This window comes from Comamonas sp. 23 (assembly GCF_049601575.1).
Lineage (GTDB): Bacteria > Pseudomonadota > Gammaproteobacteria > Burkholderiales > Burkholderiaceae_C > Comamonas > Comamonas squillarum.
Window position 1 is genome coordinate 270,982 of sequence record NZ_CP187127.1, and the last position, 25,964, is coordinate 296,945.

The following is a 25,964-nucleotide window of genomic DNA, read 5'->3' on the forward strand; positions in this document are numbered from 1 at the left end:
TGAGAACCCTGAAGAGGATCCCTCGCCTTGCCAGCGCGCTGGCAGGTTTTTTTAGTGCGTTAGTGTTGAAAAGGATATTTGGATGAAGAAGCATTCTTTGGCCTGGTTGGCCCCTGTACCGGTAGCCGTGTCTCTGTTGATGGCGAGCGGCGCGCAAGCGGCCGAGCGCAGTTTTACGCCGCAGGCGGGCACCTGGGTGGTGACCAGCGAAGTCAATGGCAAGCCGGGCCGTGGCTTGGCCATTGATGTGCAGGAGGACACGTTCTTCATGCAGGTCTACAACTACCAGGCCAATGGCGAGGCAACCTTCCACACGGCACTCGGTGTGATGCAGGGCAATACGGTGACGGCGCCGCTGACCTACTACGCAGGCGGCCGCTACTTTGGTAGCGAGGCGCTAACGGCCGATGAAGCCGGCCAGGCAGGCAATGTGACGATCACTTTCGAGAACGGCCTGAAGGGCACGGTGCAGTTCCCCGGGGAGGCGCCGGTGGTCATTGAGCGCTTTTTGGCAGGCGACTCTGCCGATGCCTTCAAGCCCCAGAACGCTGCCTTGATGCAAGGCGGGCAAAACGCGGTGTGGGCCACTATCGACGGCACGAACCTGCATGAGGTCTGGCAAAGCAATCTGGTGCAAGCGGGCGCCGGCTACCGGCTCACCTTGCGCCCGTTCAGCCAGGTCATCGCGCCACCGTTTACCGTTATCCGCGAGCTCAACTACGACTGCCAGCGTGCCAGCCAGGGCGCTGCTGGTTTTGACTGCACGCAAGACGCTTCGCAAGCGGATTTGGACTACCTGCCCACGCTGAGCTTTCGCTATGCCGCTGCCGATGTAACGGGCACCGCCGTGGCTAGCGAGGCATCGGGCAAGGCGCTGAAGCTGGTGGGCCACCTGCTGGCCAATGGCACGGTGCCCAGCGCCAATGCGGCCGAATGCCAGCCGGCGCTGCAAACCTTTGTGCCGGGCAACAGCTGCAACGCCTCGCGCATTCCCGTCAACGGCACCTGGGTGGTGGCCGATGAGCTCAATGGCAAGCCAGGCCGGGGTATCAGCATGGATGTGCAAAACGGCGTGGCCGTGCTGCAGATTTTTGACTACCTGGCCACCGGCGCATCTACCTTCCACATGGGCTCGGGCGCGTATGGCCAATCTGCGATGGATATCGGCCTGTTCCAGTACGCAGGCGGCCGCTACTTTGGCGGCCCCGCCCGCACCGGCCACGAAGTGCAAGATGCCGGCGCGGCCTACATCGATCTGCAGCAGGCAGATTCGCTGGTCGAGGGCACCATCCAGTTCCCCCGCGAGGCGCCCAAAAAGATCATCCGCATGGACCTGACCGGCCACAGCAGCCCTGTGGAATCGCTGCTGGGCTACTGGCAGTTGTCGATGAGCAAGGGCAACCTGCGCGTCAACACCCGCGCCACCCTGGACCGCATCACCGATGGCGTCGCCACCAACAGCACGGGCAGCGTACGTTGCCAGTTCGTATCCGTTGCCGAGCGGCGCGCCACCTGCGGCTTCTACACCGTCGGTGCAGCACCGCAAGAGATGGCCAGCACCACCTTTTTCTACAACGGCCACTCGCCCGCGACGGGCAGCGTGATGAAGATCAAGGACAGCAAGGGCAATGTGCTGGGGCTGTGATGGTGAGGGGGTTGGCGTGATGTCATGAAAAAGGCATCCGCCAACCGCATCCGCTGCGTCGCCTGCTGCCTGTCGGCAGTGAAGGGCGCGCAGCGGATGTTGATACGTTCAATGATCGCTATCGCGAAAGCTCGCACCAGCCAACAACCATAGCGCGCCTGCTTGCATCACGTTGGGCGATTTATCGACTGCTGAGGAAATATGTTCGTAGGTATTGATTTAGGCACCACCCATAGTCTGGTGGCGGTGTGGCATGACGGCAAAGCCAGGCTGGTGCCCAATGCCTTGGGGCAGGTGTTGACGCCTTCGGTGGTGAGCGTGGACAAGGACGGCAGCCTGCTGGTGGGTGAGCCCGCACGCGAGCGCTTGCAAAGCCATCCGCAGCAGAGTGCTGCGGTGTTCAAGCGCGATATGGGAACGGCACGGGTGTTTCGCCTGGGAGCGCATGCGATGCGCGCCGAAGAGCTGTCGGCCTTGGTGCTGCGCTCGCTCAAGGCCGATGCAGAGGCGGAGCTGGGTGCGGTCGTTACCGATGTGGTGATAACAGTGCCGGCCTATTTCTCGGATGTGCAGCGCCATGCCACCCGGTCGGCGGGGTTGTTGGCGGGCTTTACCGATATCACCTTGCTGAACGAGCCGACAGCGGCTGCTCTGGCCTATGGCTTGCACCAGAGCGAAGGGCGGTTTTTGGTGTTTGACCTGGGCGGCGGCACCTTTGATGTATCGGTGCTGGAGCTGTTTGACGGCGTGATGGAAGTGCGCGCCACCGCAGGCGACAACCGCCTGGGAGGTGAGGATGTGGATGTGCTGATGGTGCGGCGCTTTGTGCAGCACCTGGGCCTGACGGAAGAGCAGGCGCAGCAGCCCATGACCGCTGCGCGGCTGCAGCGCGCGGCCGAGGCAACCAAGCGCAGCCTGGCCGTGCAGGAAGAGGCCCTGATGCGCATTGAGCTGGACGGCAAGCCGCTGGCAATGACGTGGACAGCGCAGGATCTGGAAACCGTGCTGGAGCCCCTGATGGAGCGCATGCGCCAGCCGGTAGAGTGCGCACTGCGCGATTCAAGAATCCGCCCACAGGAGCTGGATGCCGTGGTGATGGCCGGCGGCAGCACGCGCCTGGTAGCCGTGCGGCAATTGGTGACCCGCCTGTTTGGGCGCTTTCCGCAAACCGCTCTGGACCCGGACCAGGCAGTGGCGCTGGGCGCAGCGGTGCAAGCGGCACTGCGGGGGCGCGATGCTGCACTGGCCGAGCGGGTGATGACCGATGTGTGCCCTTATACGCTGGGTGTGCATGTATCTAAGCAACTGGCAGATGGGCGCAGGCAGGAAGGCTTTATGTCGCCCGTGCTGGAGCGCAACACCATCATCCCAGCCAGCCGCGTGGAGCGCTTCTATCCCAGCACGCCAGACCAGCGGCATTTGCACCTGGAGATCTATCAAGGCGAGGCCCGCAGGGTGCAGGACAACATTGCGCTGGGCAAACTGGAAATGCCTTTGCCAGACCGTAGCGATGATGATGGTTTTGCGACCGACGTGCGCTTTACGCTGGATGCCAATGGCCTGCTGGAGGTGGAGGCTGTATTACTGCGGCATGGCCAGCCCCAAGGCATCGCCCGGCAGTTGGTGATTGAGGCTTCGGCGGAGCGCCTTTCGCCTGAGGAACTGGCAAAAAGCCTGGATCGCATGAAAGCGCTCAAACTCCATCCCCGTGATCGCTTGGAAGTGCGCGCACTGATCGCAAGAGCTGAACGCCACCATACACAGCTATTGGGCATGTGGCGCAGCCTACTGGCAGATGCGATTACGGAATTTGAGGCCGCGTTGGATACGCAGGATGATCGCAAGTTTGCCCAGCCACGTAAGGAGCTGCAAGAGCTTCTGGCGCGCATTGAGGCAGAGCATTACCTGGTGGATACGGAATAGTCATGAATCTGCAGGAAGCGTTTGCACAATTAGGGTTGCCCATAGACGCCGATGAGCGGGCGGTGCGCCGGGCTTATGCACGACAGCTCAAAGACATTGACCAACTGGCGCAGCCCGAGGCATTTATCGCACTGCGCAGTGCTTACGAGCAGGCCATGGCCTATGCGCGAAGCAATGCAGCATTGGATCACCCTGATGCAGAGCCTGATAAGACGGAGCCGCAGCAACCGCCTTTGGAACCGCTGCAATCTTTGCAATCGCTGGACTTGCGAGACGTGGCGTCACCAGTTGGGAATACAGAGCAGCATGAGCACAGCAGTGCTGACCCAAGCCCTGGAACCGATTTGGAGCCGAACTCTGAGCCAGAACCACAGCCAGAGCCAAAGCTGTTGGTGATGAGCCCTATGGCTGTTGCAGAGCAGCTGTTGGATGCGTGGCAATGGGAGTTTTCTCCAAATAACATTGAAGCGGCGCAGGCAGAGCTGCAGAGGCTGATGGCCAGCCCGATGCTGGAGAGCTTTGAGAACCGCGAGGCCTTTGAGATGGAGTTGGCGCTGCGCATTGAAGGCGGAGCGCTAGGTGCGCGACGCAGTGCGCTGTTAATTGCGGCGGACAACCTGTTTGACTGGCGGCGAAACGGTGTGCCAGGAGAGTCGCTTGAATATATTCTGGACGGATTTGCTGCGTTGGAGCCCAAGCAGCGAGAGCTGGTAATTGCCTTGTTGGGTGAGCCTGACCCCTGGGTTGCGCGAATGCAAATGGTGACCCCGATCACCCTGGAATTTTTTGAGCAGCAGTTGCCCAATTGGCTTGCGTGGTGGCTGCCCGAGGGACACGCGGAGCGTTGGTTTTCAGTATGGGCAGCTTTACCTGCATGGAAGCGGTTGAAAGAAGGCTTCCGCTTGGCGCCCGAGCAAGCGGGGGAAGATGCCTTTTCTTTTTGGGCTCAGATGGCTTTTATTGTCGTGCTGATCTTGGGCGGAATTTTTGCGTATCACTGGATTTCTGTGCGTGACCAACGAAGGCAAGAAGCTGGGTTGGACCAGGCGTGTTTGCAGAAGTTGGCCTTGTTCCGTTCATCCGCTTGGCAGGACCTACATGCAAAAGATCTTCGTGATTATTTTCAGTGCGCCGGTAGCGCTGGCTTTCCTATGAAAGCAGATATCCGCGGCTGGGAGCAGGCATTGCGCATTGCCAACGTATTGGCTCCGGCGCGAGATCATCGCCAGGAGGGACCTCCAGTGCTGTTGTACGACGATCTTTTGCTGAACTTGTCCGATGGCCGAGCCTTTGGCTTTGTTCGGTCTTACCCATTACCGCCCTATTGCGTGCAGCTACGCAGCTTCGCAGTTCGTAATCAATGGCTGCAGGTGGGCGATATCGCATCAGCCAAGGCTTTCGTGGAGGAGCTGGCATGGTGCGATGCGCAGAAGACTGAGGACGAAACCGAAAACCTTAAGACTAGCGATCGAGTTAGCGTGTTTGACCGGAATATTGATTCGAAAGTTTTAGGATATCTACTGCGCCATGTAGACGTTTGGCCTGATGCCAAGAAGCCAACAGTTCCCTTGGAAGTATTGATGAACGAAGCCAAGCTGCCGGATTACGACTGGCGGTTGCCGCCTGAAGTGGACGCAGGCGCTGTGGAGTGTCCGCATGACGTACCCTGCAAACAATCCGACATGTCCTTGTCGCTTTTGCCGGTAAATACAGACGAAAGAAGATAGTAAGAATCCAAACAGATTTCTACTTCATTTACTTACTAGGAGGTTCCATGGGTATTGCCCAGTCAGGGGTGGCATTTCGGCCCACAAATCCGATTCAAGACGTTCAAGCATTCATCTCTCAACTCTTTGGTCAGAACGCTGTTGAAATCCCTCATCCAAACAGAGGCGAATTTGACATCCGAAATCAAAGCGATGTCATGGTGCAGTTCTTTGACGATGTTTGCTTTGTATGCAATGGCGATCTTGTTTGGGGACTGCTCGCAGACCCGAATGCAGATATGCAGCCGCTTTCCGAGCGGCTTGGCAACCCAGCCTATCTCTTAGCTTTCTGTCACTACGACTCTGGCGGAAGTTTTGGCTATGCGGTGATGGAAAATGGCGTCCGGACTCGCACCAGATTGCAGACAACCGACATTCCGGAGCTTCTTCCACTCATTGAAAGTGGCGAACCACAACAGTTTGAGTCTACATGGCTGTCAGCAACGTCTTATCTTGAAGAAGATGAGGACAATCCACCTGAAGAATGGGAAAGAGTTTATCGCTTAGGAGATCAAGAGGTCACTGAAGATTGGCTCACTGCACAAATGTTGGGTGAAGGTCTTGAAGCGATCTTTGGAGTCTGCCCTTGGACTACAGATGCCACACCGACCTACCATTTCTTTCAGTTGCACTCAAAGTAGTAATCCTGATGGGTTTGATCATGAGGGTGTGATTTAAGTCCATACCAAAGGAAAGTCTGTTTCGAGTCTTGAGGCTCAAGGTGAAGTATTCAATTTGAGCGCTTTTTATGAGGGCTATAAAAATGCATTTTAATATCGAGTTGTGTTCTTTATTATAGACAAGCAATGAGTTTTTGCGATCTATGAGCCAAATACCGCCATTCCATTTCGAAGAACACTGCGCTGAGGAAGATGGGGCTTTTTATGCATCTCTTGGCCTCAGTATTCATAACGGTGAACAGCTGTTGCGAGAGATTGATCAGCTATTTCATTTTCCTGGATACTTTGGGTTTAATTGGGATGCCTTGTACGACTGCCTTAGAGATTTGTCCTGGATAACAGAAAGGCAAGTTGTTTTGATGCATGCAGAATTGCCAAGTATCCCAGAACAAGAACTAAGAATATATTTGGAAGTTTTGCGTGATGCAGTGTTGGACTGGAAAGATTCAGACAGTCATTCCTTGGCGGTCTTCTTCCATCCTAAAGATCGCGGAAGAATCGTGGAATTGCTTGGGCCCTGAGTAGCTCAGGGCATCAAGCCAATGCATCGCCCCGCTCATTCCGGGCATCAATCCCTGCACACCCGCAACACCGCCTCCCCATAAGCCTCTAGCTTCTTCACCCCAATCCCGCTCACGCCCTGCAGCTCATCCAGGCTCTGCGGGTTGCGCTGGGCGATGGCCGCCAAGGTCGCGTCGGCGAAGACCACGTAGGCGGGCACGTTGTGTTCCTTGGCCACCTCGGTGCGCCAGGCCTTGAGGTTGATGAAGCGGACCTGCTCGTCGGGGCCCAGGTTTTGCGCGGCGACGGCGGGTTTGGTGCTGCGCTGGCGCTTGCTGGGGCTGCGCTCGGCGGTGCTTTCGCGCAGCTCCACGGTTTGCTCACCGCGCAGCACGGCGCGTGAGCCGTCGCACAGGGTGAGGGTCTCAAAGCTGTAGCCGGCTTCGGTCTGCACCTTGTGGGTGGCCAGCGCGCCAATGGCCAGCAGCTGGCGCAGCACGCCGCGCAGCTGGGGTTCGGTGTAGTCCTGGCACAGGCCAAAGGTGCTCAGCTGCTGGTGGCCGAACTGGCGCACCTTGTCGGTTTCCTTGCCGCGCACGATGTCGAGGATGTGGCTGGCGCCAAAGGTGATCTGGCTGGCCGAATGGGCGCGGTAGATGGTGGACAGCAGCTTGCGCGCGGCATCGGTGCCGTCCCAGGTCTTGGGCGGGCTCAGGCAGTTGTCGCAGTTGCCGCACTGGTAGCGCGGCGCCTTCTCGGCAGATGCGGCAGAGGCCTCGGGGTGGGCCGAGTCGTAGTCGCCGCCCTGGCCGTAGACCTCGTCAAAATAGGCCAGCAGGCGCACGCGCCGGCAGTCGGTGGCCTCGGCCAGGCCCAGCAGCGCGTCGAGCTTGCCGCGCATCACCTGCTTGAAGGCATCGCCCGCCGGGCTCTCGTCGATCATGCTGCGCTGGCTGACCACATCGCGGTAGCCATAGGCCATCCAGGCGTCGGCGGGCAGGCCGTCGCGCCCGCCCCGGCCGGTTTCTTGGTAGTAGCTCTCGATGTTCTTGGGCATGTCCACATGGGCGACAAAGCGCACATCGGGCTTGTTGATGCCCATGCCGAACGCGATGGTGGCGACCATCACAATGCCTTCTTCGCGCAGAAAGCGGCTTTGGTTCTTTTGGCGCAGCTCGGCGCCCAGGCCGGCATGGTAGGGCAGGGCGTTGATGCCGGCATCGCACAGCGATTGCGCGACCTCTTCGACCTTCTTGCGCGAGAGGCAGTACACGACGCCTGCGTCGCCATCGTGCTCGCGCTCGATGAAGCGCAGCAGCTGGGCGGTGGCGTCCTTTTTCTCAACGATGGTGTAGCGGATGTTGGCGCGGTCAAAGCTGCTGATGAAGACGCGCGCCGATTCGAGCTGCATGCGCTCGACGATGTCGGCGCGGGTCAGCGCATCGGCCGTGGCGGTGAGCGCAATGCGCGGCACGCCGGCATAGCGCTGGTGCAGCACGGTCAGCTCGCGGTACTCAGGCCGAAAGTCATGTCCCCACTGGCTGACGCAATGGGCCTCGTCAATCGCGAACAGGGCCAGCTTGCCCATGGCATGCAGCTCATCGAGCAGGCCCAGAAAGCGCGGCGTGTTGAGCCGCTCGGGCGCCACATACAGCAAGGTGATGCCGCCCGACATCAGCTGCAGCTCCACATCGCGGGTCTGGTCGTAATCCAGCGTGGAGTTGAGGAAGGCCGCGTCCACACCGATCTCGTGCATGGCGCTGACCTGGTCGTGCATCAGTGCGATGAGCGGCGAGATGACGATGGTGGTGCCATGGCCCTGCTGCTGGCGCACGATGGCCGGGATCTGGTAGCACAGGCTTTTGCCACCTCCGGTGGGCATCAGCACCAGCGCATCGTCGCCGCCAATCACATGGTCAACAATGGCTTGCTGCGAGCCGCGAAAATGCGCATAGCCAAAGGCATCTTGCAAGACGGTGTGGGCGAGGGAAGTCACAAATTGCTAGAGAAGGCAGCTGTGCCAGCCCCCTGGGAGGGCCGCGCAAGCGGGGTATCGTCAACGGGCCAGAAGAAGTCGCCCAGACACGGAGCCCGGGCGCAGGCGCAAAGCGCTATTGTGCGCGTTTTGGGGCGCGGCAACGGTAGGGCGGGGTTTGTGGGGCGGTAACGGGCGGTTTTGTGGCGCGGATGCCTTGCAATTGCGCTGTGGATGTGATGCAGATGTGCTGTAGAGGCCCTGCAGCAACCGGGCGCCATACAACCAGCGCCGGTATGGCAAATAACGCCTGGGCGCCACGCCTGGCGGGCGGCCGCCCTACAATGGCCGCCATGTCACTGCCCCGCTATACCCGAGCCCAAGAACTGCCCGCCACCCTGGCCAAGCGCCTCGTCATTCTCGATGGCGCAATGGGCACCATGATCCAACGTTTCAAGCTGGGCGAGGCCCAGTACCGGGGTGAAGGCTATAGCGGCCCTGGCAGCGTCGGTGAGCGCTTCAAGGACTTTGCCTACGACGTCAAGGGCAACAACGAGTTGCTGTCGCTCACCCGCCCCGATGTGATCAGCGACATCCACGAGAAATACCTGGCCGCTGGCGCCGATCTGATCGAGACCAATACCTTTGGTGCGACGACGATTGCCCAGGAGGACTACCACATGGCCGATCTGGCCTATGAGATGAACCTCAAGAGCGCCCAGCTGGCACGTGCGGCCTGCGACAAGTACAGCACCCCGGACCATAAGCGCTATGTGGCTGGCGCCTTGGGCCCCACGCCCAAGACGGCCTCGATCAGCCCCGATGTGAACGACCCGGGCGCGCGCAATGTGACCTTTGAGGCGCTGCGCCAGGCCTACCTGGAGCAGACCTTGGCGCTGATCGAGGGCGGCGCCGATGTGATCCTGGTCGAGACGATTTTTGACACGCTCAACGCCAAGGCAGCGCTGTTTGCGGTGGACGAGGCCTTTGAGCAGACCGGCGAGGTGCTGCCGATCATGATCAGCGGCACCGTCACCGATGCCTCGGGCCGCATTCTGTCGGGCCAGACGGTGACGGCCTTCTGGCACAGCGTGCGCCATGCCAACCCGCTGTCGATCGGGCTGAACTGCGCGCTGGGCGCCACCCTGATGCGCCCCTATGTGCAGGAGCTGGCCAAGGCCGCACCCGACACCTTCATCAGCTGCTACCCCAATGCCGGCCTGCCCAACCCGATGAGCGATACCGGCTTTGACGAGACGCCCGAGATCACCAGCCGCCTGGTGCACGAGTTTGCCGCCGAAGGCCTGGTCAACATCGTGGGCGGCTGCTGCGGCACCACGCCCGACCACATTGGCGCCATCGCCCAGGCGGTGCAAAGCGCCACGGCGCGCAAGCTGTTCTACCCCGCAACTGCCTGAACGGCGGCGCGGCCTCAACGCAGCGGCGTTTACAGCTCCATGCCCGCATCGCTCATGCGGCGGGCATAGACGCTCAGCAGCACACGCTCGGAATGGGTCAGGTAGTCATGCATCAGCTTGGCCGCCTGCTCCATCTCCCCGGCCTCAAAGCGCTCCAGGATGTGGGCATTGAGGTCGATATAGGGCGCATGCATGAACTCGGCATCGCCCAGCATGCCAAAGGCCAGGCGCAGCTCCACCAGCAGGTGCGAGAACAAGGTATTGAGCCGCTCGCTATCGGCCAGCGCCACCACCCCTTTGTGAAAGCGCATATTGCCGGTGCCCACCTCCACCCAGCGGCCGGCCTCGCGCAGCTGCTTCTGGGCGGCGACGGCCTCGCGCATTTCCTTGCGCGCCGGGTGCTGTGGGATGGCCTGCTGCAGCGCCTGGCACTCGATCATGCGGCGCACGCGGTAAATGTCCATGATCGAGGCCATCGACGGGATGGCAACAAACACGCCCCGGTTGGGCAGATGGCGCAGCAGCCCTTCCTTGGTCAGCAGGCGGAACACCTCGCGCAAGGTGTTGCGCGAGATCTCCAGGCTTTCGCTCAGCGCCACTTCCGAGAGGCGTGATCCGGGCTGGAATTCGCCACGCACGATGCGGTCGCGAATCTGCTCGGCCACGCGGTCATTGAGCGAGAGAGTAGGCAGTGCAACATTCATGGCGATCGCAGGTAGTCAGAGATTGATACACATGATAGCGGCGGCCTGTGGCCCGGCCCAGCGCATTGGCCCCAGCCCCTGAATCGGTCACTGTGGCGATTTTCTTCGCCACAAAGACGAGAATTTCGCCTACATCGCTATTTGAAAGCAGATGTGTACGGGTTTTCCCGATAAGAAAGCTTGTTTTGTTTGGCTAAACTTTTGTATTGTTCAACAAACTCAAATTTACCATTGGTCAAATTGATGATTTGTTGAACAAAAACTATGCGGTGCCCAGTCCTTGGGAACCGTGCCTATAACAAACCTTGTATTGTCATGGACAGCTCAATCGTCAACCTCTGGCCGCTCCTCGGGGTGGCCGTCATCATCGTGGGATTCGTCCTGCGTTTCAATCCCTTTGTGGTGGTGGTCGTGACGGCGCTCGTCACCGCTGCGCTGGCGGGTTTCCCCCTGCAAAAAGTGCTGGCCGAGCTGGGCACGGGTTTTGTCAAAACCCGCAACCTGCCGCTTATCCTGGTGTTGCCGCTGGCCGTGATCGGCCTGCTGGAGCGCCATGGCCTGCGCCAACACGCGCAAAACTGGATCGGCCACATCAAGTCGGCCACCACCGGCCGCCTGCTGATCGTCTACCTGGGCGCGCGCCAGCTGACCGCTGCCATTGGCCTGACCAGCTTGGGTGGCCACCCCCAGATGGTGCGCCCACTGCTGGCCCCCATGGCTGAAGGTGCGACCGAAACCCGCTACGGCAAGCTGCCCGAAGCGCTGCGCTACCGCCTTCGCGCTTTCAGCGCCGCCACCGACAACGTCGGCCTGTTCTTTGGTGAAGACATTTTTGTGGCCTTCGGCGCGATTGTGCTGATGACCACCTTCCTGCATGAAGCGGGCATCGACGTCGAGCCGATCCATGTGGCCGTCTGGGGCATCCCCACGGCGATCTGCGCGTTCCTGATCCATGCCTACCGCCTGCGTCGTCTGGACCAGTACATCGCCAAGGAAATGGCCAACGCGCCTGCCGCAGCATCGACCATCCGTGAAGGAGGTGCAGCATGATTTTCAGCATCACCCAAGTCTATTGGCTCGCCGGCCTGGTCATGGCGGCCGTGGCCGTCTTCAACCTGCTCGATGCCAGCAACCCCAAACGCTGGACCACCGGCCTGTTCTGGGGCCTGTACGCGGTCATGTTCCTGCTGGGCGACAAGATGCCGCCTGAAGTGGTCGGTGCCGGCGTCATCGTGCTGGCGCTCATCGTGCTGGTCAAGGGCGTAGGCGGCGGCAAGCCGCAAGTGCGCAGCGATGCCGAGAACAAGGAAAGCGCGCTGCGCCTGAAGAACAAGCTGTTTGTGCCGGCGCTGGCCATCCCTGTGGTGACCGTGATCGGCAGCGTGCTGCTCAAGGACTTCAAGATCGGCGGCAACTTCCTGATCGACCCCAAGAACGCCACCTTGGTGAGCCTGGCGCTGGGCTGCATCATCGGTGCAGCGATGGCCTGCAAGATGACGAAGGAATCGCCGGTGCAATCGCTGCGCGAATCGCGCCGCCTGGTCGATGCGATGGGTTGGGCCATGGTGCTGCCGCAGATGCTGGGCATGCTGGGCCTGGTGTTCTCGGACGCCGGCGTTGGCAAGGCCGTGGCCCATGTGACCACCACCTACATCAACATGGACCTGCGCTTTGTGGCCGTGGTGGTGTACGTTGTCGGCATGGCGCTGTTCACCGTCATCATGGGCAATGGCTTTGCCGCCTTCCCGGTGATGACGGGCGGCGTGGGCGTGCCGGTGCTGATCAATGTGTACCACGGTGACCCGGCCATCATGGCCGCGGTGGGCATGCTCTCGGGCTACTGCGGCACCTTGCTGACCCCGATGGCGGCGAACTTCAACATTGTGCCGGCGGCGCTGCTGGAGCTGCCGGACCGCAATGCGGTGATCAAGGCGCAGGTGCCCACGGCACTGGGCATCCTGGTCTGCAACGTGTTTTTGTTGTATTTTTTGATGAACCACTGATCGCCGCAACCACAGGACTTCTGCATGACTGACGCAACCGTACTGGTGCTGGGCTTTGAGCCCTTTGACAAAGCCCCCCTCAACCCCGCGTGGGAAGTGACCCGCAGGCTCGATGGCAAGGCAATCGGCGGTGCGCGCATCGTCGGCGTGCAGCTGCCCTGTGTGTTTGGCAAAGCGCTGGAGGCGCTGGACGCCGCCTTGCAGCAGCACCAGCCCAGCCTGGTGATTGCGCTGGGCCTGGCTGGAGGCCGCACGGCCTTGTCGATCGAGCGCGTGGCCATCAATGTCGATGATGCCCGCATCGCCGATAACGCCGGCCAGCAGCCCATCGATGTGGCGGTGGCCGCCGATGGCCCTGCGGCCTATTTTGCGCGGTTGCCCATCAAGCAGGCGGTCGCTGCGATGCGCGCAGCCGGTGTGCCCGCCGAGGTGAGCAACACCGCCGGCACCTTTGTCTGCAACCATGTCTTTTACGGCCTGATGCACCGCCTGAACACCGTGCCCGCCTGGGCGCAGACGCGCGGCGGCTTTGTGCATGTGCCCTACCTGCCCGAGATGGCCGCAGCGCTGCCCGGCGCCCCGAGCATGGCGGTGGAGACGCAGTGCAAGGGTATTGAAGCGCTGATTGCGGCCGTGCTGCGGCATGATCCAGAGCAGCAGGATCTGCAGCTGAGCGCAGGCCAACTCCACTGAAATTCATAAGAAAGGTAGCACCATGTCCCTCACCATGGATTTGAACAGCGACCTGGGCGAGAGCCTGGGTGCATGGACCATGGGCGACGATGCGTCCATGCTGTCCATCGTCAGCAGCGCCAACGTGGCCTGCGGTTTTCATGCAGGCGATCCGGCTGGCATTCTCGATACCTTGAAAAAAGCCAAGGCCAACAACGTCGTGGTCGGTGCCCATGTGGCCTACCGCGACCTGGTCGGTTTTGGCCGCCGCAACATGGATGTGGCCCATGCCGACCTGGTGAGCGATGTGATCTACCAGATTGGCGCGCTGCAAGGCCTGGCCGCTGCGGCAGGCACCACGGTGCGCTATGTCAAACCCCATGGCGCGCTGTACAACACCATCGCCCAGGACCGCCGCCAGGCCGCTGCCGTGATCGAGGCCATGCAGGCCGTGGGCGGCCAGCTGGCGCTGGTGGTGCTGGCCGGCTCGCCGCTGATGCAATGGGCAAGCGACGCGGGCCTGACGGTGATCGCCGAGGCCTTTGCCGACCGGGGTTACACCCCGCAAGGCACCTTGGTATCGCGCCGCGAGCCCGGTGCCGTGCTGCACGACCCTGAGATGGTCGCCCAGCGCATGCTGCAGCTGGTGCAGCAAGGCACGGTGCAGGCCAACGATGGCTCGGTGGTCGAGGTGCAGGCCGATTCCATCTGCGTGCACGGCGACAGCCCCGGCGCGGTGGCCATGGCCCAGGCGGTGCGTGAGCACCTGCAGGCCGCTGGCGTGCAGATCCGCTCCTTCATGGACAAGGCGGGTGCATGAGCGACGAACGCACGATGCGCTTTTTGCCGGTGAGCGACCAGAGCATGCTGGTGGAGCTGCAGGACCTGGAGCACACCTTGGACCTGCTCGCTGCTTTGCAGGCCGAGCTGCCCGCTGGCGTGCAGGAGCTGGTGCCCGCTGCGCGCACCATCCTGATCGCCTTTGACCGCTGGCAGACCAGCGCGGCCGACCTGCAGCGCCTCATGGCTGCGCTGCAGCTGGGCCGCCAGGCCCGCAGCGCCGGCCAGCGTGTTGAGATCGCGGTGCACTACGACGGCGAGGACCTGGCCGATGTGGCGCAGATCCTGGGCATTGATGTGCCCGAGCTGATTCGCCGCCACAGCGGCAGCGACTACAGCGTGGCCTTTTGCGGCTTTGCGCCCGGCTTTGCCTACCTGACCGGGGGCGACCCGAGCCTGAACGTGCCGCGCCGCAGCACGCCGCGCACCAAGGTGCCTGCGGGCTCGGTGGCGATTGCCGGCACCTTCAGTGCCGTCTACCCCAATGACACCCCCGGCGGCTGGCAGCTGCTGGGCCGCACCGATGTGCCGATGTGGGACCTGCTGCGCGACCCGCCTGCGTTGCTGCAGCCGGGCATGCTGGTGCGCTTTGTCGACGCCAGCACTGCTGCTGGCCAGGCCTTGCTCCAGCAGCAATCCGCTGTGCAAGCCCCAGCCCCGGCAGCGGCGGAGCACACCGGCGCCGGCATGCGCGTGCGTGCCACCGGCCTGCAAACCCTGGTGCAGGATGCCGGCCGTGCCGGCCAGGCTGGCCAGGGCGTATCGGCCGCCGGTGCGCTGGACCAGGGCGCGATGCGCCGTGCCAACCGCCTGGTGGGCAACGATGCGCGCCTGTCGGTGCTCGAATCGGTGGCCGCAGGCCTGCAATTGCAAAGCCTGGGTGCCACCGTGGTGGCCGTCACTGGCGCCACCGGCCCCTTGACCGTGCGCAGCGCCAGCGGCGCTGCCTGGCAGGCCGAACGCAATGCGGCCATTGCGTTGAACGATGGCGATGTGATCCAGCTGGGCGAGCCCGACAGCGGCGTGCGCAGCTATGTGGCCGTGCGCGGTGGCTGGCTGGTCGAGCCCGTGCTGGGCAGTACCAGCACCGATACCCTGGCCCGCATTGGCCCCGCCGCATTGGCTACCGGCCAGACCCTGGCCGTGGGCGATGCGCGCGATGCCGCTGCCGTGGAGGACGCCGATCTGAACCCGCCGGCGCTGCCCAAGGCCGGAGAGACCGTGGTGCTCGATGTCGTCATGGGCCCGCGCACCGACTGGTTCACCCCCGAGGCCGTGGCCCTGTTTGCTGCGCAGCGCTGGCAGGTGACCCCCCAGTCCAACCGCGTGGGCTTGCGCCTGGCTGGGCAAGAGGCTCTGGTGCGCAGCCAAACCCAGGAGCTGCCCAGCGAGGGCACGGCCCTGGGCGCCATCCAGGTGCCCGCCAGTGGCCAGCCTGTCCTTTTCCTGGCCGACCACCCCTTGACCGGTGGTTACCCAGTCATCGCCTGCATTGCCTCCTACCACCTGGACCTGGCCGCGCAAGTGCCCGTCGGTGGCTGGTTGCAATTCCGCCCCCTGGCGCCCTTTGCGGACCTGGTGGGCTGAGTGTGGAACAGGGCCTGCGCGCCCGTTCTTGAATGGATTTAGCTATGAGCGAAGTGTTGATTGCAAAAGGCCGTGAAACACGCTGCGGCAGTCGCACTTCTCTGTCGTGTTTTGGTTGTCTGGAGTCTTCTCAGCCATGAAAAAAGTTCTGATTGCAAATAGAGGCGAGATCGCCGTCCGCATCATCCGTGCCTGCACGGACCACGGCCTCAAGAGCGTGGCGGTGTATGCCGACGCCGATATCGACGCCCTGCATGTGCGCATGGCCGATGAGGCCTATGCGCTTGAAGGCCAGCGCCCGGCCGAGACCTATCTGGACATCGCCAAGCTGATCGCAGTGGCGCAAAAAAGCGGCGCAGATGCCGTGCACCCAGGCTATGGCTTTCTGTCCGAGAATGCCGCCTTTGCCCGCGCGGTGATCGGTGCCGGTCTCACCTGGGTGGGCCCACCGCCTTCGGCCATCGAGCAGCTGGGCGACAAGGTGCAGGCGCGCAAGCTGGCGCTGAGCGTCGGTGCCCCGCTGGTGGCAGGCACGCCCGAGCCGGTCAAGGATGTCTCCGAAGTGCATGCCTTTGCGCGTGAGCATGGCCTGCCGATTGCGGTCAAGGCCGCGTTCGGCGGTGGTGGCCGTGGCATCAAGGTGATCTGGAAGGCCGAGGACATCGACGAGCTGTATGGCGCGGCGGTGCGCGAGGCGGTCACGGCCTTTGGCCGTGGCGAGTGCTTTGTCGAGCAGTTCCTGGACAAGCCCCGCCACATCGAAGCCCAGGTGATGGCCGACCAGCACGGCAATGTGCAGGTGCTGGGCACGCGTGACTGCTCGCTGCAGCGCCGCAACCAGAAGCTGGTTGAAGAAGCACCTGCGCCATTCCTCACCGACGCGCAGCGCGAGCGCATCCACCAATCGGCTCGCGAGATCTGCCAGGCTGCGGGCTATGTGGGCGCCGGTACGGTGGAATACCTGCTGAGCCAAGGCGGCGCGATCTCGTTCCTGGAGGTCAACACCCGTTTGCAGGTGGAGCACCCGGTGACCGAAGAGACCACCGGTACCGACCTGGTGCGCCTGCAGTTCCGCGTGGCCGAAGGCGAAGTGCTGGCCGATACCTCGGTGCCTGCACCCCACGGCCATGCCTTTGAGTTCCGCATCAATGCCGAAGACGTGGGCCGTGGCTTCCTGCCCGCCCCTGGTCTGGTGACCCGCTTCGAGGCCCCATCGGGCCCCGGCGTGCGCGTTGACAGCGGTGTGGAATCGGGCTCGCAAGTGGCGGGCCAGTTCGATTCGATGCTGGCCAAGCTGATTGTCTGGGGCCCCAGCCGCGAAGTGGCCGTGCAACGCGCACGCCGCGCGCTCAAGGAGTTCAAGATCGAAGGCGTGCCCACGGTGCTGCCTTTCCACGAAGCCGTGATGGCGCATGCCGACTTCATCAACGGCGAGCACTTTGGCGTGCACACCCGCTGGATCGAAACCGAGCTGATGCCCCAGTGGGATGCCCAGCCCGAAACCCGACCCCAGCCTGCCGCTACCGCTGGCCTGCAGCGCGTCGCCATCGAGCTCGACGGCCGCCGCGTGATGCTGGGCCTGCCCGCTTCCCTGCTGTCGGGCCTGTCGGCCCCTGGCGCTGCTCCAGCGCCCGTGGAAGCGGCTGTGGACGAGAAGGCCGTCACTGCCGCCTCCGCCGGCACCCTCACGACCTGGAAGGTCGCTGATGGCGCCAGCGTGCAGGAGGGCGAGCTGATCGCCGTGATGGAAGCCATGAAGATGGAAATGCAGATCAACGCCCCCCGCGCTGGCCGCATCAGCCTGAAGGTGGAAGCGGGCAGCTACCAGGCGGCCGGTGCAGTGATTGCACGGATCGACTAAGCCGCATTTTTACCAATGCAAAGGGCCGCGCAGCCATGGGTTGCGCGGCCCTTTTTATGCGTTGGGGAGCGGTGTTATTGGCGACGGCTCCCCATCCGTCTGCCCATCAATCCGGCAGCGCATAGGCCATCAGCGAGTCGCCCATCTTGGTGCCGAACGAGCCATGCCCGCCGGCCATGATGACCACATACTGCTTGCCGCCGATGTCGTAGGTCATGGGGGTGGCCTGGCCGCCCGCTGGCAGGCGTGCCTGCCAGAGCAGATCGCCATTGCTGGCGTTGAATGCGCGCAGGTAGTTGTCCTGCGTCGCGCCAATGAACATCAGATTGCCGCCGGTGGAGATCAGGCCGCCCAGGCCGGGCACACCGGCCTTGATGGGCGGCAGCTGCATCAGATGGGGGAGGCTGTCGCGGATGGTGCCCACGCGCTTTCTCCACACGACCTCATGGGTGGCGAGATCCACACCAGCGACGGTCATCCATGCGGGCTCCTTGCAAGGCAGACCCAGCGGTGACAGGAAGGCATTGAGCTCCACCCCATACGGCGTGCCGTACATGGGCTGCACGCCTTGCTCGGTGCCGGCGCCTTTTTCAGTGCGTGGGCGGTTCGGGTCTGCAGGGATCAGCCGCGAGACAAAGGGCAGACCCAAGGGATTCATGAACGCGACCTGGCGGTCGGTGTCCACCGACATGCCGCCCCATTCGAATATGCCGAGGTTGCCCGGGAACACCAAGGTGCCGTTTTCCGACGGTGGCGTGTAGATGCCCTCGTAGTTCAGGCGGTGGAAGATCACCCGGCACATCAGCTGGTCGAACATGGTGGCGCCCCACATGTTCTTGTCCGTCAGGTTCTCGTGCGGGCCCATGTTCAATGTCGAGAAGGGCTGCGTCGGCGAATAATGCTCGCCCTTGGTTTGTGGGCCACGCTTGACGCTTTGCGGCACCGGTTTCTCGGTCACCGGCAAGATGGCTTCGCCGTTCAGCCGGTTGAGCACGAACAGCTGGCCGGTCTTGGTCAGCACATAAATGGCAGGCACCGTTGTGCCATCGGGGCGCTTGAGGTCGACCAGCGAAGGCTGCGAGGGCACATCCATGTCCCAGAGGTCATGGTGGGTGGTCTGGAAGTTCCAGACCAGCTTGCCGGTGCTGGCATCCAGGGCCAGCATCGAATTGGCATAGCGCTCTTTCAATTCGGTGCGGTCGCCGCCCCAGATATCGGGCGTTCCCACGCCGGTCGGCACGTAGACGATGTCGGTCTTGGCGTCATAGGCCAGCGGTGCCCAGGCATTGGGGGAGTTGTGCACAAACTCGCCTTTCTCGCCCGGCATCTGGTTCGGGTCCTCGGCGCCGGTGTCAAACACCCAGCGCAGCGCACCGGTATTGACGTCATAGCCCCGGATCACGCCCGAGGGCTCTGCGTTGGACAGGTTGTCGGTGATGGAGCCGCCAATCACGATCGTCGAGCCCGTCACTACCGGGGGCGAGGTGGGGTTGTAGCCGCCACGGTAGGGGAACGGCATATTGGCCTGCAGGTCGACCTGGCCCTGGTTGCCAAAGTCGCTGCAGGGCTTGCCGGTGTCCGGGTTCACCGCGAACAGGCGCCCATCGTTGACCGGCAGAATGACTTTGCGGGGGCACTCGGCAGAGGCCTGGGTCAGGTTCTTTTGCACGCTGGCGCTGTTGCCCTCGACGTTGGCGCTGTCGTAGTACGACACGCCTCGGCAGGTCAGATGCTGGAAGGTGCGGTCGGCTTTGAGCTGCGGATCAAAACGCCAGAGGCGCTTGCCGGTTGCGGGGTCGAGCGCATCGAGGAACTGGTGGGTCGTGCAGATGAACATGCGGTTGCCCACCTTGATAGGGGTCAGCTCCGCCGTGGTTTCGCCCGAGTCGTCATCGCCCTTGAAGTCGCCCGTCTGGTACTTCCAGGCCAGCTGGAGCTTGCTCACATTGCCATCGTTGATCTGCGCCAGCGGCGAGTAGCGCACACCGGCCTGGGTGCGCCCATAGGCCGGCCAGTCAGCATCGGCCACGCCGGCCACCGGTGTTTTCTGCGCCGACGGCGCGCGCGCCAGGCTGCCATTGACCTCTTGCGGATCGTTGAACCAGCTCATGCCCAGCACGGCAAGCACCGCCACAAGGCCCAGCGAGAGCAGCGATTTCGCGCCCGTGCTTTGGCTAAGCCGCCGGCTCGCCCAGGGCAGCACCAGCCACAGGCCCAGCACAAACCAGATATCCAGTCGCGGCGTCAGCGCCCAGAAATCGGTCCCCGACTCCCAGATGCCCCATGCGATGGTGGCAAGCAGCAGCACCGCATACAGCCACAGGCTAGCGGCGCGGTCGCGCGCATACCACCAGGTGATGACGACCATCACCAGGCCTGCCACCAGGTAGTAGGCCGAGCCCCCCAGAGCGATCAACCATCCCCCGCCCCCTACTAAAAACAAGGTCACCAGGACCAGGATCGCTACGGTGAAGTTTCTAGCGATGGGTTTGCCATGCGATTGCGTCATTGCTTCCACTTTCAGGCCATCGGGCCCAAGGTTGAACGGAAGACTTCTACCCATTGGAGCAGTCGCTAAACGTTCTCGTCTCTGGGCCGCTGAATTGGATGAGTCGGCAACTATTGCAGCACCAGACGATGGCAGTGTCTGTCAGCCAAATGCGGTGTTTTCCGCGCAGCAGCGGAAAAGCCCGGGCACCCCAATGGGCGCCGTCTTGCTTTTGATTTGCGCAGCAGCCATCTGCGCCCGCCCATGGTGGTGCACCAGGATTTCCAGGCAGGCACATGCACGTCTACGACAATGCGGTGCATGTCCTCCGACCTCGAACCCTTCAATGTCTACCTCCAGCGCTGGGGTGTACGGGCTGCTGGCAAGCCCGTGGTCACGGCGACCAGTGATCTTCTGCCGGTGAGCCTGCGCGGGTCGCCAGAGGGCCTGCCGGCAATGATCAAGGTGACGCGAGATGCTGACGAGCGCATTGGCGGCCAGGTGCTGCAATGGTGGGGTGGCCATGGCGCGGCGCGGGTCTATGCCTCTGATCCCGCGTCAGGTGCGCTGCTGATGGAGCGCGCCATGGGCTCCCAGGATTTGCTGCGCATGGCTTTGGCAGGCGAGGATGATGCGGCGACGGCCTGTATCTGCCACACCCTGGCCCAGCTGCATTCCCACCGCGCATCGGACCCCCCGGAACATCTGCTGCCGCTGGCGGACTTTTTCAGGTCGCTGGCGCCGATGGCGCAGCGTGAAGGGGGGCTGATGGCCGACTGCGCCATGGTCACCCAGGAGCTGTTGCATGATCAGCGTGAGCAGGTCGTGCTGCATGGCGATGCGCACCACCGCAATATTCTCGATTTCGGGCAGCGCGGATGGCTGGCGATAGACCCCAAGCGCGTCAGCGGTGAACGCTATTACGACTATGTGAATGTGCTGTGCAACCCGGATCTGCCAAGCTGCACCGATCCGCTGCGCTTTGCGCGCCAGTTGGCGGTCATTGTCGATGTGGCAGGACTGGAGCGCCAGCGCCTGCTGCGGTGGGTGATGGCCCACGCCGCTTTATCTGCTGCCTGGTTTTTGGAGGACGGATCGCACAGCCAGGCCCACCAGGAGTTGGCCGTGGCGCATCTCGCTCGCCAGGCCTTGGCCTGAGGCTCTTTGAACAGGTTCTTAGGGCTGGCAGCTCGCGCCTCACCGCAGCGGCATCGCTGCAGGTGCTGAAGATGCTGCGCAGCTGTCCAGGCAAGCGCCGTGATGGTGTGGGGTGGCAGGCTATCTCCTCAGGCACCGCCCGAATGCCAACCAGAATGCCAGCCCTATCCCTGGTGGCTGCGTACACACCCGCTCAGGGAGTGCCTGCGTTCCTCGACGCATCCCCCGCACCCGTCACCCCCATCTCCGTCACATCGCCCCTGCTGCCCGTCGCCATCTCATGGTAGATGTCGTAGAGGTACTGGGCCAACTCGCTGGCGGGCAGATCGGCGGGGATGGCCAATTGCACGGGCGCGCGCTTGCCGTCCTGCCCGACGGCATAGCAGCGCCAGCCGGTGCTGACGGGTTCCAGATCAAGGATGCGGCCAAAAACATTAAAGCGGTATCGGGGCATGGGCAGGCAGCGCAGCAAGGGGGTGGTGGCACCAGCCTAACCGAGGCGGCGCAGGCCGATGCCGTGGCGGGGCTCTTGCGTGTTGCGTGCGAGGTTCGAGGAGACTGTGAACAAGGGCCTAAGGCTGCTCTCCCTCCTGCCTGGCAAACACCCGGCTGAGCTGCTGGCGCTGGATGCGGCGGTGGATGGTGGAGCGGTTCACGCCCAGCAGGCGGGCGGCTTCGGAGACATTGCCCTGGCACTGGGCCAGGACTTGCTCCAGCGTGGCGTTGCGCAAGGCAGGGCCATCCAACGCGGTATCTGCCAATGCGCCATCGCTGACCGTGTCCCGCCCCTGCGCCACAGCAGGGCTGCGCTGCAGCGCATCGGGCAGGTGCTCCAGGTCGATCTGCTGCTCGGCCAGCGCAGCGGCATAGCGCAGCGCATTGTGCAGCTCGCGCAGATTGCCGGGCCAGTGGTGGGCGCGCAGGGCGGCTTGTGCGGCCTCGCTCAGGCGCAGGCTGCAGCCCATGGCGGCGAGCATGTGCGCGGCCAGGGCCAGCAGATCGCTGCGCTCGCGCAAGGCGGGCAGCGGCAGCTCGGCAGCGTTCAGGCGGTAGAGCAGGTCGGCGCGGAACTGGCCGCTTTGGGCCAGCTCGGCCAGCGGCCGGTGCGATGCGGAGATGACGCGTATATCGACCTTGCGCGGCGCACGCGCGCCCAAGGGCGTGATCTCCGACTCGGACAGCATGCGCAGCAGCTTGGCCTGCAGAGCCAGCGGCATGTCGCCGATTTCGTCGAGAAAGAGGCTGCCCTGGTGGGCGGCCTCGATCAGCCCGGTGCGGCCTTTGTGCGCGCCTCCCGTCCAGGTGCCGGGCAGGTAGCCAAACAGCTCGCTCTCGAGCAGCGCCTCGGGGATGGCGGCGCAGTTGATGGCGACAAAGGCACCGCTGCGGCCGCTGGCCGCATGCAGCGCGCGGGCCAGAAACTCCTTGCCGCTGCCGGTCTCGCCCTGCAGCAGCACCGGCAGGTCCTGTGGCGCCAGCCGCGCGGCCTTGTGCAGCACCTGGCCCATGGCCGTATCGCCGGTGTTCAGCGCCTGCAGCGGCGCTGGCAATGTGGGGCGCGGGATGGGCTGCGCGCTGCTGCGCGGCTGAGGCGGCAGCGCATGGGCAAACCAGATGCTGCCGTCGCGTGCGCGCAGGATGCGCTCTTGCGCCGGGCGGTTGCGCATCAGCTGCGGCAGTGCCTGCAGGTCGGTGTCAAAAAAGCGGCCCAGGGGCTGGCCTGTCAGCAACGGGTGCTGACGCCAGTTCAGCCCGGCAATGGCGGCCAGCATGCGGCTGGCGGCATGGGTCATCGCGCGGATGCGGCCGCGCGCATCGATGCTGAGGGCGGCGTCAGCATCGACATCCAGAAAATCGGGCGACTGCGCCAGGCGCAGCACCCAGTCGCTACCCGATTGGGCCATCAGGTTGGCCAGCTCCACGCGGCGCACGGCAGCGGTGACCAGGTGCAGCGCCATCTGCTGGCTGGCGCGGGCGGCGGGCGAGCGCAGCAAGGACAGATCCAGTACCGCAGCGAGCTGGCCTTGCAGGTCGTAGATGGGCGCGGCGGTGCACGACAGGCGCGTGTGGGTGAAGTCGAAATGGTCGCTCTGGTGCACCGTCAGCGCCTCGCCCGTGGCCAGGCAGGTGCCGACGGCCGAGGTGCCGGCGACATCCTCGCGCCACTGCGCGCCCAGGTAGAGGCCGGCGCTGCGCAGGTCGCTGGCGTCGCTGTCATGGCCCAGAAAATCCACCGCCACGCCATGGCGGTCGGCCAGCAGCAGCACATAGTCCAGGCCCTTGAGCTGTTGGTAGAGGCGCTCGAGCCCGCTGCGGGCAATGCGGATCAGCGGCTCGGACTCTTCGCGGTGCGCGCGCAACTGGCCGGCGGGGACGATATGGGCTTCGCTGGTGCGGCAGGGGTCCAGCCGGTGCTGGTCGATGCAGCGGCGCCAGCTGCCCAGCACGGCCCGGTCGCGTGCCTCCCCTTGCAGCGGGTAGCCCATACCAAAGGCTTCGAGCTCCTGGACATGGGCGGTATAGCTGTGGATGGGCATGGCGGGTCTCCTGCAATCACCGGGCTGATTCTGTGCCCGAGCCCCGGCGCTGCCAATCAGGCTAACCCGCAACACATGCTGCAGTGCAAAAGGGCGCATGCAACAGGTGTTGCATCGGCTGCGGCAGTGCCGCTGCCAGCCCGCTGCTGGCAAACCCGCAATGCGCGCCCCTGGTGCAAGGAGGTTGCAGTGCAGCATGGCCGCTTGGCATGGGGCTTGCAAAAACAGCCCAGCTGCGGCCGCTCAGCCGCTGCGATATCCCAAAAAAAGGAGACAAGCCATGACAACCGCTACCACCGCCAACCCCACCCCGGATGCCAGGCCCGCTGAGGCCGGCACCCCCACCGCCCGCGCCCAGGCCCTGCTGGACCAGCTCAACCAGGCGCTGGCCGCCCGCGATTTTGCGGCCGCCAGCCAGCTGTTTGCCCAAGACTGCTTCTGGCGCGACCTAGTGCTGCTGACCTGGAACCTCAAGACCTGCGAGGGCCCGGCGCAGGTGGCCGACATGCTGGCCGCGCAGCTCGACGCCGCCGCGCCCCTGGTGCTGCAGCTCGATCCGAAGGAGGAGGTCATCGAGGCTGATGGCGTGCTGAGCGCCTGGCTGGTGGTGGATGCGCGCCATGCGCGGGGCCTGGGCCACCTGCGTATTCGCGATGGGCGCATCTGGACCTTGCTGACCACGATCCAGGAGCTCAAGGGCTTTGAAGAGGCGCAAGGTGTGCGCCGGCCGATGGGGGCCGAGCACGGCATACGCCGGGGCCGCAAGACCTGGCTGGACCGCCAGCAGGAAGAGGCCGAGACCCTGGGCGAGAGCCGCCAGCCCTATGTGCTGGTGATTGGCGGCGGCCAGGGCGGTATTGCGCTGGGCGCGCGGCTGCGCCAGCTGGGCGTGTCGCACATCGTCATCGACCGGCAGCCGCGCCCGGGCGACCAATGGCGCAACCGCTACAAATCACTGTGCCTGCACGACCCGGTCTGGTACGACCACCTCCCCTACATCCCCTTTCCCGAGCACTGGCCGGTGTTTGCGCCCAAGGACAAGATTGGCGACTGGCTGGAGATGTACACCCGCGTGATGGAGGTGAACTACTGGTCGTCCACCCAATGCCTGGGCGCGCGCTATGACGAGGCGGCCCAGGAGTGGGAAGTGACGGTGGAGCGCGAGGGCCGCCAGATGGTGCTGCGCCCCCAACAGCTGGTGTTTGCCACCGGTATGTCGGGCAAGGCCAACATCCCCCGCATCGAAGGCCAGGAGCGCTTCCGGGGCGAGCAGCAGCACTCGTCGCAGCATTCCGGGCCCGAGGCCTATGCCGGCAAGAAGGTGGTGGTGATCGGCGCCAACAACTCGGCCCACGACATCTGCGCGGCGCTCTGGGAGCATGGCGCCGATGTGACCATGGTGCAGCGCTCGTCCACGCATATCGTGCGCTCCGATTCGCTGATGGACATTGGCCTGGGCGATCTGTACTCGGAGCGCGCGGTGGCCAGCGGCATGACCACGAAGAAGGCGGATCTGGTCTTTGCCTCGCTGCCCTACCGCATCATGGCCGACTTCCAGGTGCCGCTGTATGACCGCATCCGCGAGCGCGATGCCGAGTTCTACCGCCAGCTCGAAGCGGCGGGCTTCATGCTGGACTTTGGTGATGACGATTCGGGCCTCTTTATGAAGTACCTGCGCCGCGCCTCGGGCTACTACATCGATGTGGGCGCCTGCGACCTGGTGATCGACGGCAGCATCAAGCTGCAGGCGGGCGAGAACAAGGGCATCAGCCACCTGACCGAGAACGCCGTGGTGCTGAGCGATGGCACCGAGCTGCCCGCCGATCTGGTGGTCTATGCCACCGGCTACGGCTCGATGAATGGCTGGGTGGCCGAGCTCATCAGCCAGGAGGTGGCCGACAAGGTGGGCAAGGTCTGGGGCCTGGGATCGGACACGACCAAGGACCCGGGCCCCTGGGAGGGCGAGCAGCGCAATATGTGGAAGCCCACCCAGCAGCCGCAGCTGTGGTTCCACGGCGGCAACCTGCACCAGTCGCGCCACTATTCGCTGTACCTGGCGCTGCAGCTCAAGGCGCGGCAGGAAGGGCTGGCCACCCCGGTCTATGGCCTGCAGCCGGTGCACCATCTGCGCTGAGGGTGCCTGGGCGGTTCGCAGAATGTCAGGAATTGGCACCTGGTGCCAGCTATGGCCGATGGCTGACACCGG

19 protein-coding genes are annotated in these 25,964 nt (G+C 63.5%); 14 read left to right on the plus strand and 5 right to left on the minus strand.

What is annotated here, in order from left to right; all coding sequences use genetic code 11:
* Positions 1-82 precede the first annotated feature (82 nt).
* From ACPEE1_RS01070 to ACPEE1_RS01090, 5 genes are all read left to right on the plus strand, one after another.
* On the plus strand, positions 83-1,645 hold the full coding sequence (locus tag ACPEE1_RS01070) for a hypothetical protein (RefSeq protein WP_423934990.1): 1,563 nt from the start codon (positions 83-85) through the stop codon (positions 1,643-1,645).
* A 201-nt stretch (positions 1,646-1,846) separates the two neighbouring features.
* Entirely contained in the window at positions 1,847-3,568 is a 1,722-nt protein-coding gene (locus ACPEE1_RS01075; RefSeq protein ID WP_423934991.1) for an Hsp70 family protein, read from the plus strand.
* A gap of 2 nt (positions 3,569-3,570) precedes the next feature.
* The gene (locus ACPEE1_RS01080; RefSeq protein ID WP_423934992.1) at positions 3,571-5,295 is read left to right on the plus strand and encodes a hypothetical protein; all 1,725 of its coding nucleotides are present in this window, start codon (positions 3,571-3,573) and stop codon (positions 5,293-5,295) included.
* 47 nt (positions 5,296-5,342) lie between these two features.
* The gene (locus tag ACPEE1_RS01085; RefSeq protein ID WP_260718521.1) at positions 5,343-5,975 is read left to right on the plus strand and encodes a hypothetical protein; all 633 of its coding nucleotides are present in this window, start codon (positions 5,343-5,345) and stop codon (positions 5,973-5,975) included.
* Between the two features lie 182 nt (positions 5,976-6,157).
* Positions 6,158-6,535: a barstar family protein gene (locus ACPEE1_RS01090; RefSeq protein WP_423934993.1), complete on the plus strand. Its 378-nt coding sequence runs from the start codon at positions 6,158-6,160 to the stop codon at positions 6,533-6,535.
* Positions 6,536-6,582: 47 nt separating this feature from the next.
* Here the strand turns inward: ACPEE1_RS01090 and recQ are convergent, their stop codons facing one another.
* Complete coding sequence (gene recQ, locus ACPEE1_RS01095; protein WP_423934994.1) at positions 6,583-8,511, minus strand: DNA helicase RecQ; 1,929 nt, start codon at positions 8,509-8,511, stop codon at positions 6,583-6,585.
* A 332-nt stretch (positions 8,512-8,843) separates the two neighbouring features.
* Here recQ and ACPEE1_RS01100 point away from each other — a divergent pair, with 332 nt between their 5' ends.
* Complete coding sequence (locus tag ACPEE1_RS01100) at positions 8,844-9,908, plus strand: homocysteine S-methyltransferase family protein (protein ID WP_116925511.1); 1,065 nt, start codon at positions 8,844-8,846, stop codon at positions 9,906-9,908.
* A gap of 29 nt (positions 9,909-9,937) precedes the next feature.
* Here ACPEE1_RS01100 and ACPEE1_RS01105 read toward each other — a convergent pair whose 3' ends face one another.
* Entirely contained in the window at positions 9,938-10,612 is a 675-nt protein-coding gene (locus tag ACPEE1_RS01105; protein ID WP_116925302.1) for a GntR family transcriptional regulator, read from the minus strand.
* Between the two features lie 315 nt (positions 10,613-10,927).
* Between ACPEE1_RS01105 and ACPEE1_RS01110 the strand changes: the two genes are divergently transcribed.
* From ACPEE1_RS01110 to ACPEE1_RS01135, 6 genes are all read left to right on the plus strand, one after another.
* Positions 10,928-11,662: a DUF969 domain-containing protein gene (locus tag ACPEE1_RS01110; RefSeq protein WP_423934995.1), complete on the plus strand. Its 735-nt coding sequence runs from the start codon at positions 10,928-10,930 to the stop codon at positions 11,660-11,662.
* Complete coding sequence (locus tag ACPEE1_RS01115; protein WP_116925301.1) at positions 11,659-12,615, plus strand: DUF979 domain-containing protein; 957 nt, start codon at positions 11,659-11,661, stop codon at positions 12,613-12,615. The genes ACPEE1_RS01110 and ACPEE1_RS01115 overlap by 4 nt, the downstream gene beginning before the upstream one ends.
* Positions 12,616-12,639: 24 nt before the next feature.
* The gene (pcp, locus tag ACPEE1_RS01120; protein WP_116925300.1) at positions 12,640-13,308 is read left to right on the plus strand and encodes a pyroglutamyl-peptidase I; all 669 of its coding nucleotides are present in this window, start codon (positions 12,640-12,642) and stop codon (positions 13,306-13,308) included.
* A 22-nt stretch (positions 13,309-13,330) separates the two neighbouring features.
* The gene (locus ACPEE1_RS01125) at positions 13,331-14,107 is read left to right on the plus strand and encodes a LamB/YcsF family protein (RefSeq protein WP_116925299.1); all 777 of its coding nucleotides are present in this window, start codon (positions 13,331-13,333) and stop codon (positions 14,105-14,107) included.
* A gap of 14 nt (positions 14,108-14,121) precedes the next feature.
* Positions 14,122-15,714, plus strand: a complete 1,593-nt coding sequence (locus ACPEE1_RS01130) for a 5-oxoprolinase/urea amidolyase family protein (protein ID WP_423936500.1) — start codon at positions 14,122-14,124, stop codon at positions 15,712-15,714.
* Between the two features lie 136 nt (positions 15,715-15,850).
* Positions 15,851-17,575, plus strand: coding sequence for an acetyl/propionyl/methylcrotonyl-CoA carboxylase subunit alpha (locus ACPEE1_RS01135; RefSeq protein ID WP_423934996.1), 1,725 nt, complete (start codon positions 15,851-15,853; stop codon positions 17,573-17,575).
* 106 nt (positions 17,576-17,681) lie between these two features.
* Here the strand turns inward: ACPEE1_RS01135 and ACPEE1_RS01140 are convergent, their stop codons facing one another.
* Complete coding sequence (locus tag ACPEE1_RS01140; protein ID WP_423934997.1) at positions 17,682-20,084, minus strand: glucose/quinate/shikimate family membrane-bound PQQ-dependent dehydrogenase; 2,403 nt, start codon at positions 20,082-20,084, stop codon at positions 17,682-17,684.
* Positions 20,085-20,384: 300 nt separating this feature from the next.
* On the opposite strand from ACPEE1_RS01140, the gene ACPEE1_RS01145 reads away from it, so the two are divergent.
* Entirely contained in the window at positions 20,385-21,221 is an 837-nt protein-coding gene (locus tag ACPEE1_RS01145; protein WP_423934998.1) for an aminoglycoside phosphotransferase family protein, read from the plus strand.
* 193 nt (positions 21,222-21,414) lie between these two features.
* Here ACPEE1_RS01145 and ACPEE1_RS01150 read toward each other — a convergent pair whose 3' ends face one another.
* A complete protein-coding gene (locus ACPEE1_RS01150; RefSeq protein WP_260718516.1) occupies positions 21,415-21,675 on the minus strand; it encodes a DUF7661 family protein in 261 nt (86 codons plus the stop codon).
* A 118-nt stretch (positions 21,676-21,793) separates the two neighbouring features.
* On the minus strand, positions 21,794-23,758 hold the full coding sequence (locus ACPEE1_RS01155; protein WP_423934999.1) for a sigma-54-dependent Fis family transcriptional regulator: 1,965 nt from the start codon (positions 23,756-23,758) through the stop codon (positions 21,794-21,796).
* A gap of 280 nt (positions 23,759-24,038) precedes the next feature.
* Between ACPEE1_RS01155 and ACPEE1_RS01160 the strand changes: the two genes are divergently transcribed.
* Positions 24,039-25,892 carry a flavin-containing monooxygenase gene (locus ACPEE1_RS01160; RefSeq protein ID WP_423935000.1) on the plus strand — a complete coding sequence of 618 codons (1,854 nt, stop codon included), beginning with the start codon at positions 24,039-24,041 and terminating at the stop codon, positions 25,890-25,892.
* Positions 25,893-25,964: the final 72 nt, after the last annotated feature.

Bases quoted from the DNA above. Each gene is read 5' to 3' on its own strand.
- ACPEE1_RS01070 (WP_423934990.1), top strand. From the start codon at position 83: ATGAAGAAGCATTCTTTGGCCTGGTTGGCCCCTGTACCGGTAGCCGTG.
- ACPEE1_RS01075 (WP_423934991.1), top strand. From the start codon at position 1,847: ATGTTCGTAGGTATTGATTTAGGCACCACCCATAGTCTGGTGGCGGTG.
- ACPEE1_RS01080 (WP_423934992.1), top strand. From the start codon at position 3,571: ATGAATCTGCAGGAAGCGTTTGCACAATTAGGGTTGCCCATAGACGCC.
- ACPEE1_RS01085 (WP_260718521.1), top strand. From the start codon at position 5,343: ATGGGTATTGCCCAGTCAGGGGTGGCATTTCGGCCCACAAATCCGATT.
- ACPEE1_RS01090 (WP_423934993.1), top strand. From the start codon at position 6,158: ATGAGCCAAATACCGCCATTCCATTTCGAAGAACACTGCGCTGAGGAA.
- ACPEE1_RS01100 (WP_116925511.1), top strand. From the start codon at position 8,844: ATGTCACTGCCCCGCTATACCCGAGCCCAAGAACTGCCCGCCACCCTG.
- ACPEE1_RS01105 (WP_116925302.1), bottom strand. From the start codon at position 10,612: ATGAATGTTGCACTGCCTACTCTCTCGCTCAATGACCGCGTGGCCGAG.
- ACPEE1_RS01110 (WP_423934995.1), top strand. From the start codon at position 10,928: ATGGACAGCTCAATCGTCAACCTCTGGCCGCTCCTCGGGGTGGCCGTC.
- ACPEE1_RS01115 (WP_116925301.1), top strand. From the start codon at position 11,659: ATGATTTTCAGCATCACCCAAGTCTATTGGCTCGCCGGCCTGGTCATG.
- pcp (WP_116925300.1), top strand. From the start codon at position 12,640: ATGACTGACGCAACCGTACTGGTGCTGGGCTTTGAGCCCTTTGACAAA.
- ACPEE1_RS01125 (WP_116925299.1), top strand. From the start codon at position 13,331: ATGTCCCTCACCATGGATTTGAACAGCGACCTGGGCGAGAGCCTGGGT.
- ACPEE1_RS01130 (WP_423936500.1), top strand. From the start codon at position 14,122: ATGCGCTTTTTGCCGGTGAGCGACCAGAGCATGCTGGTGGAGCTGCAG.
- ACPEE1_RS01135 (WP_423934996.1), top strand. From the start codon at position 15,851: ATGAAAAAAGTTCTGATTGCAAATAGAGGCGAGATCGCCGTCCGCATC.
- ACPEE1_RS01140 (WP_423934997.1), bottom strand. From the start codon at position 20,084: ATGACGCAATCGCATGGCAAACCCATCGCTAGAAACTTCACCGTAGCG.
- ACPEE1_RS01145 (WP_423934998.1), top strand. From the start codon at position 20,385: ATGTCCTCCGACCTCGAACCCTTCAATGTCTACCTCCAGCGCTGGGGT.
- ACPEE1_RS01150 (WP_260718516.1), bottom strand. From the start codon at position 21,675: ATGCCCCGATACCGCTTTAATGTTTTTGGCCGCATCCTTGATCTGGAA.
- ACPEE1_RS01155 (WP_423934999.1), bottom strand. From the start codon at position 23,758: ATGCCCATCCACAGCTATACCGCCCATGTCCAGGAGCTCGAAGCCTTT.
- ACPEE1_RS01160 (WP_423935000.1), top strand. From the start codon at position 24,039: ATGACAACCGCTACCACCGCCAACCCCACCCCGGATGCCAGGCCCGCT.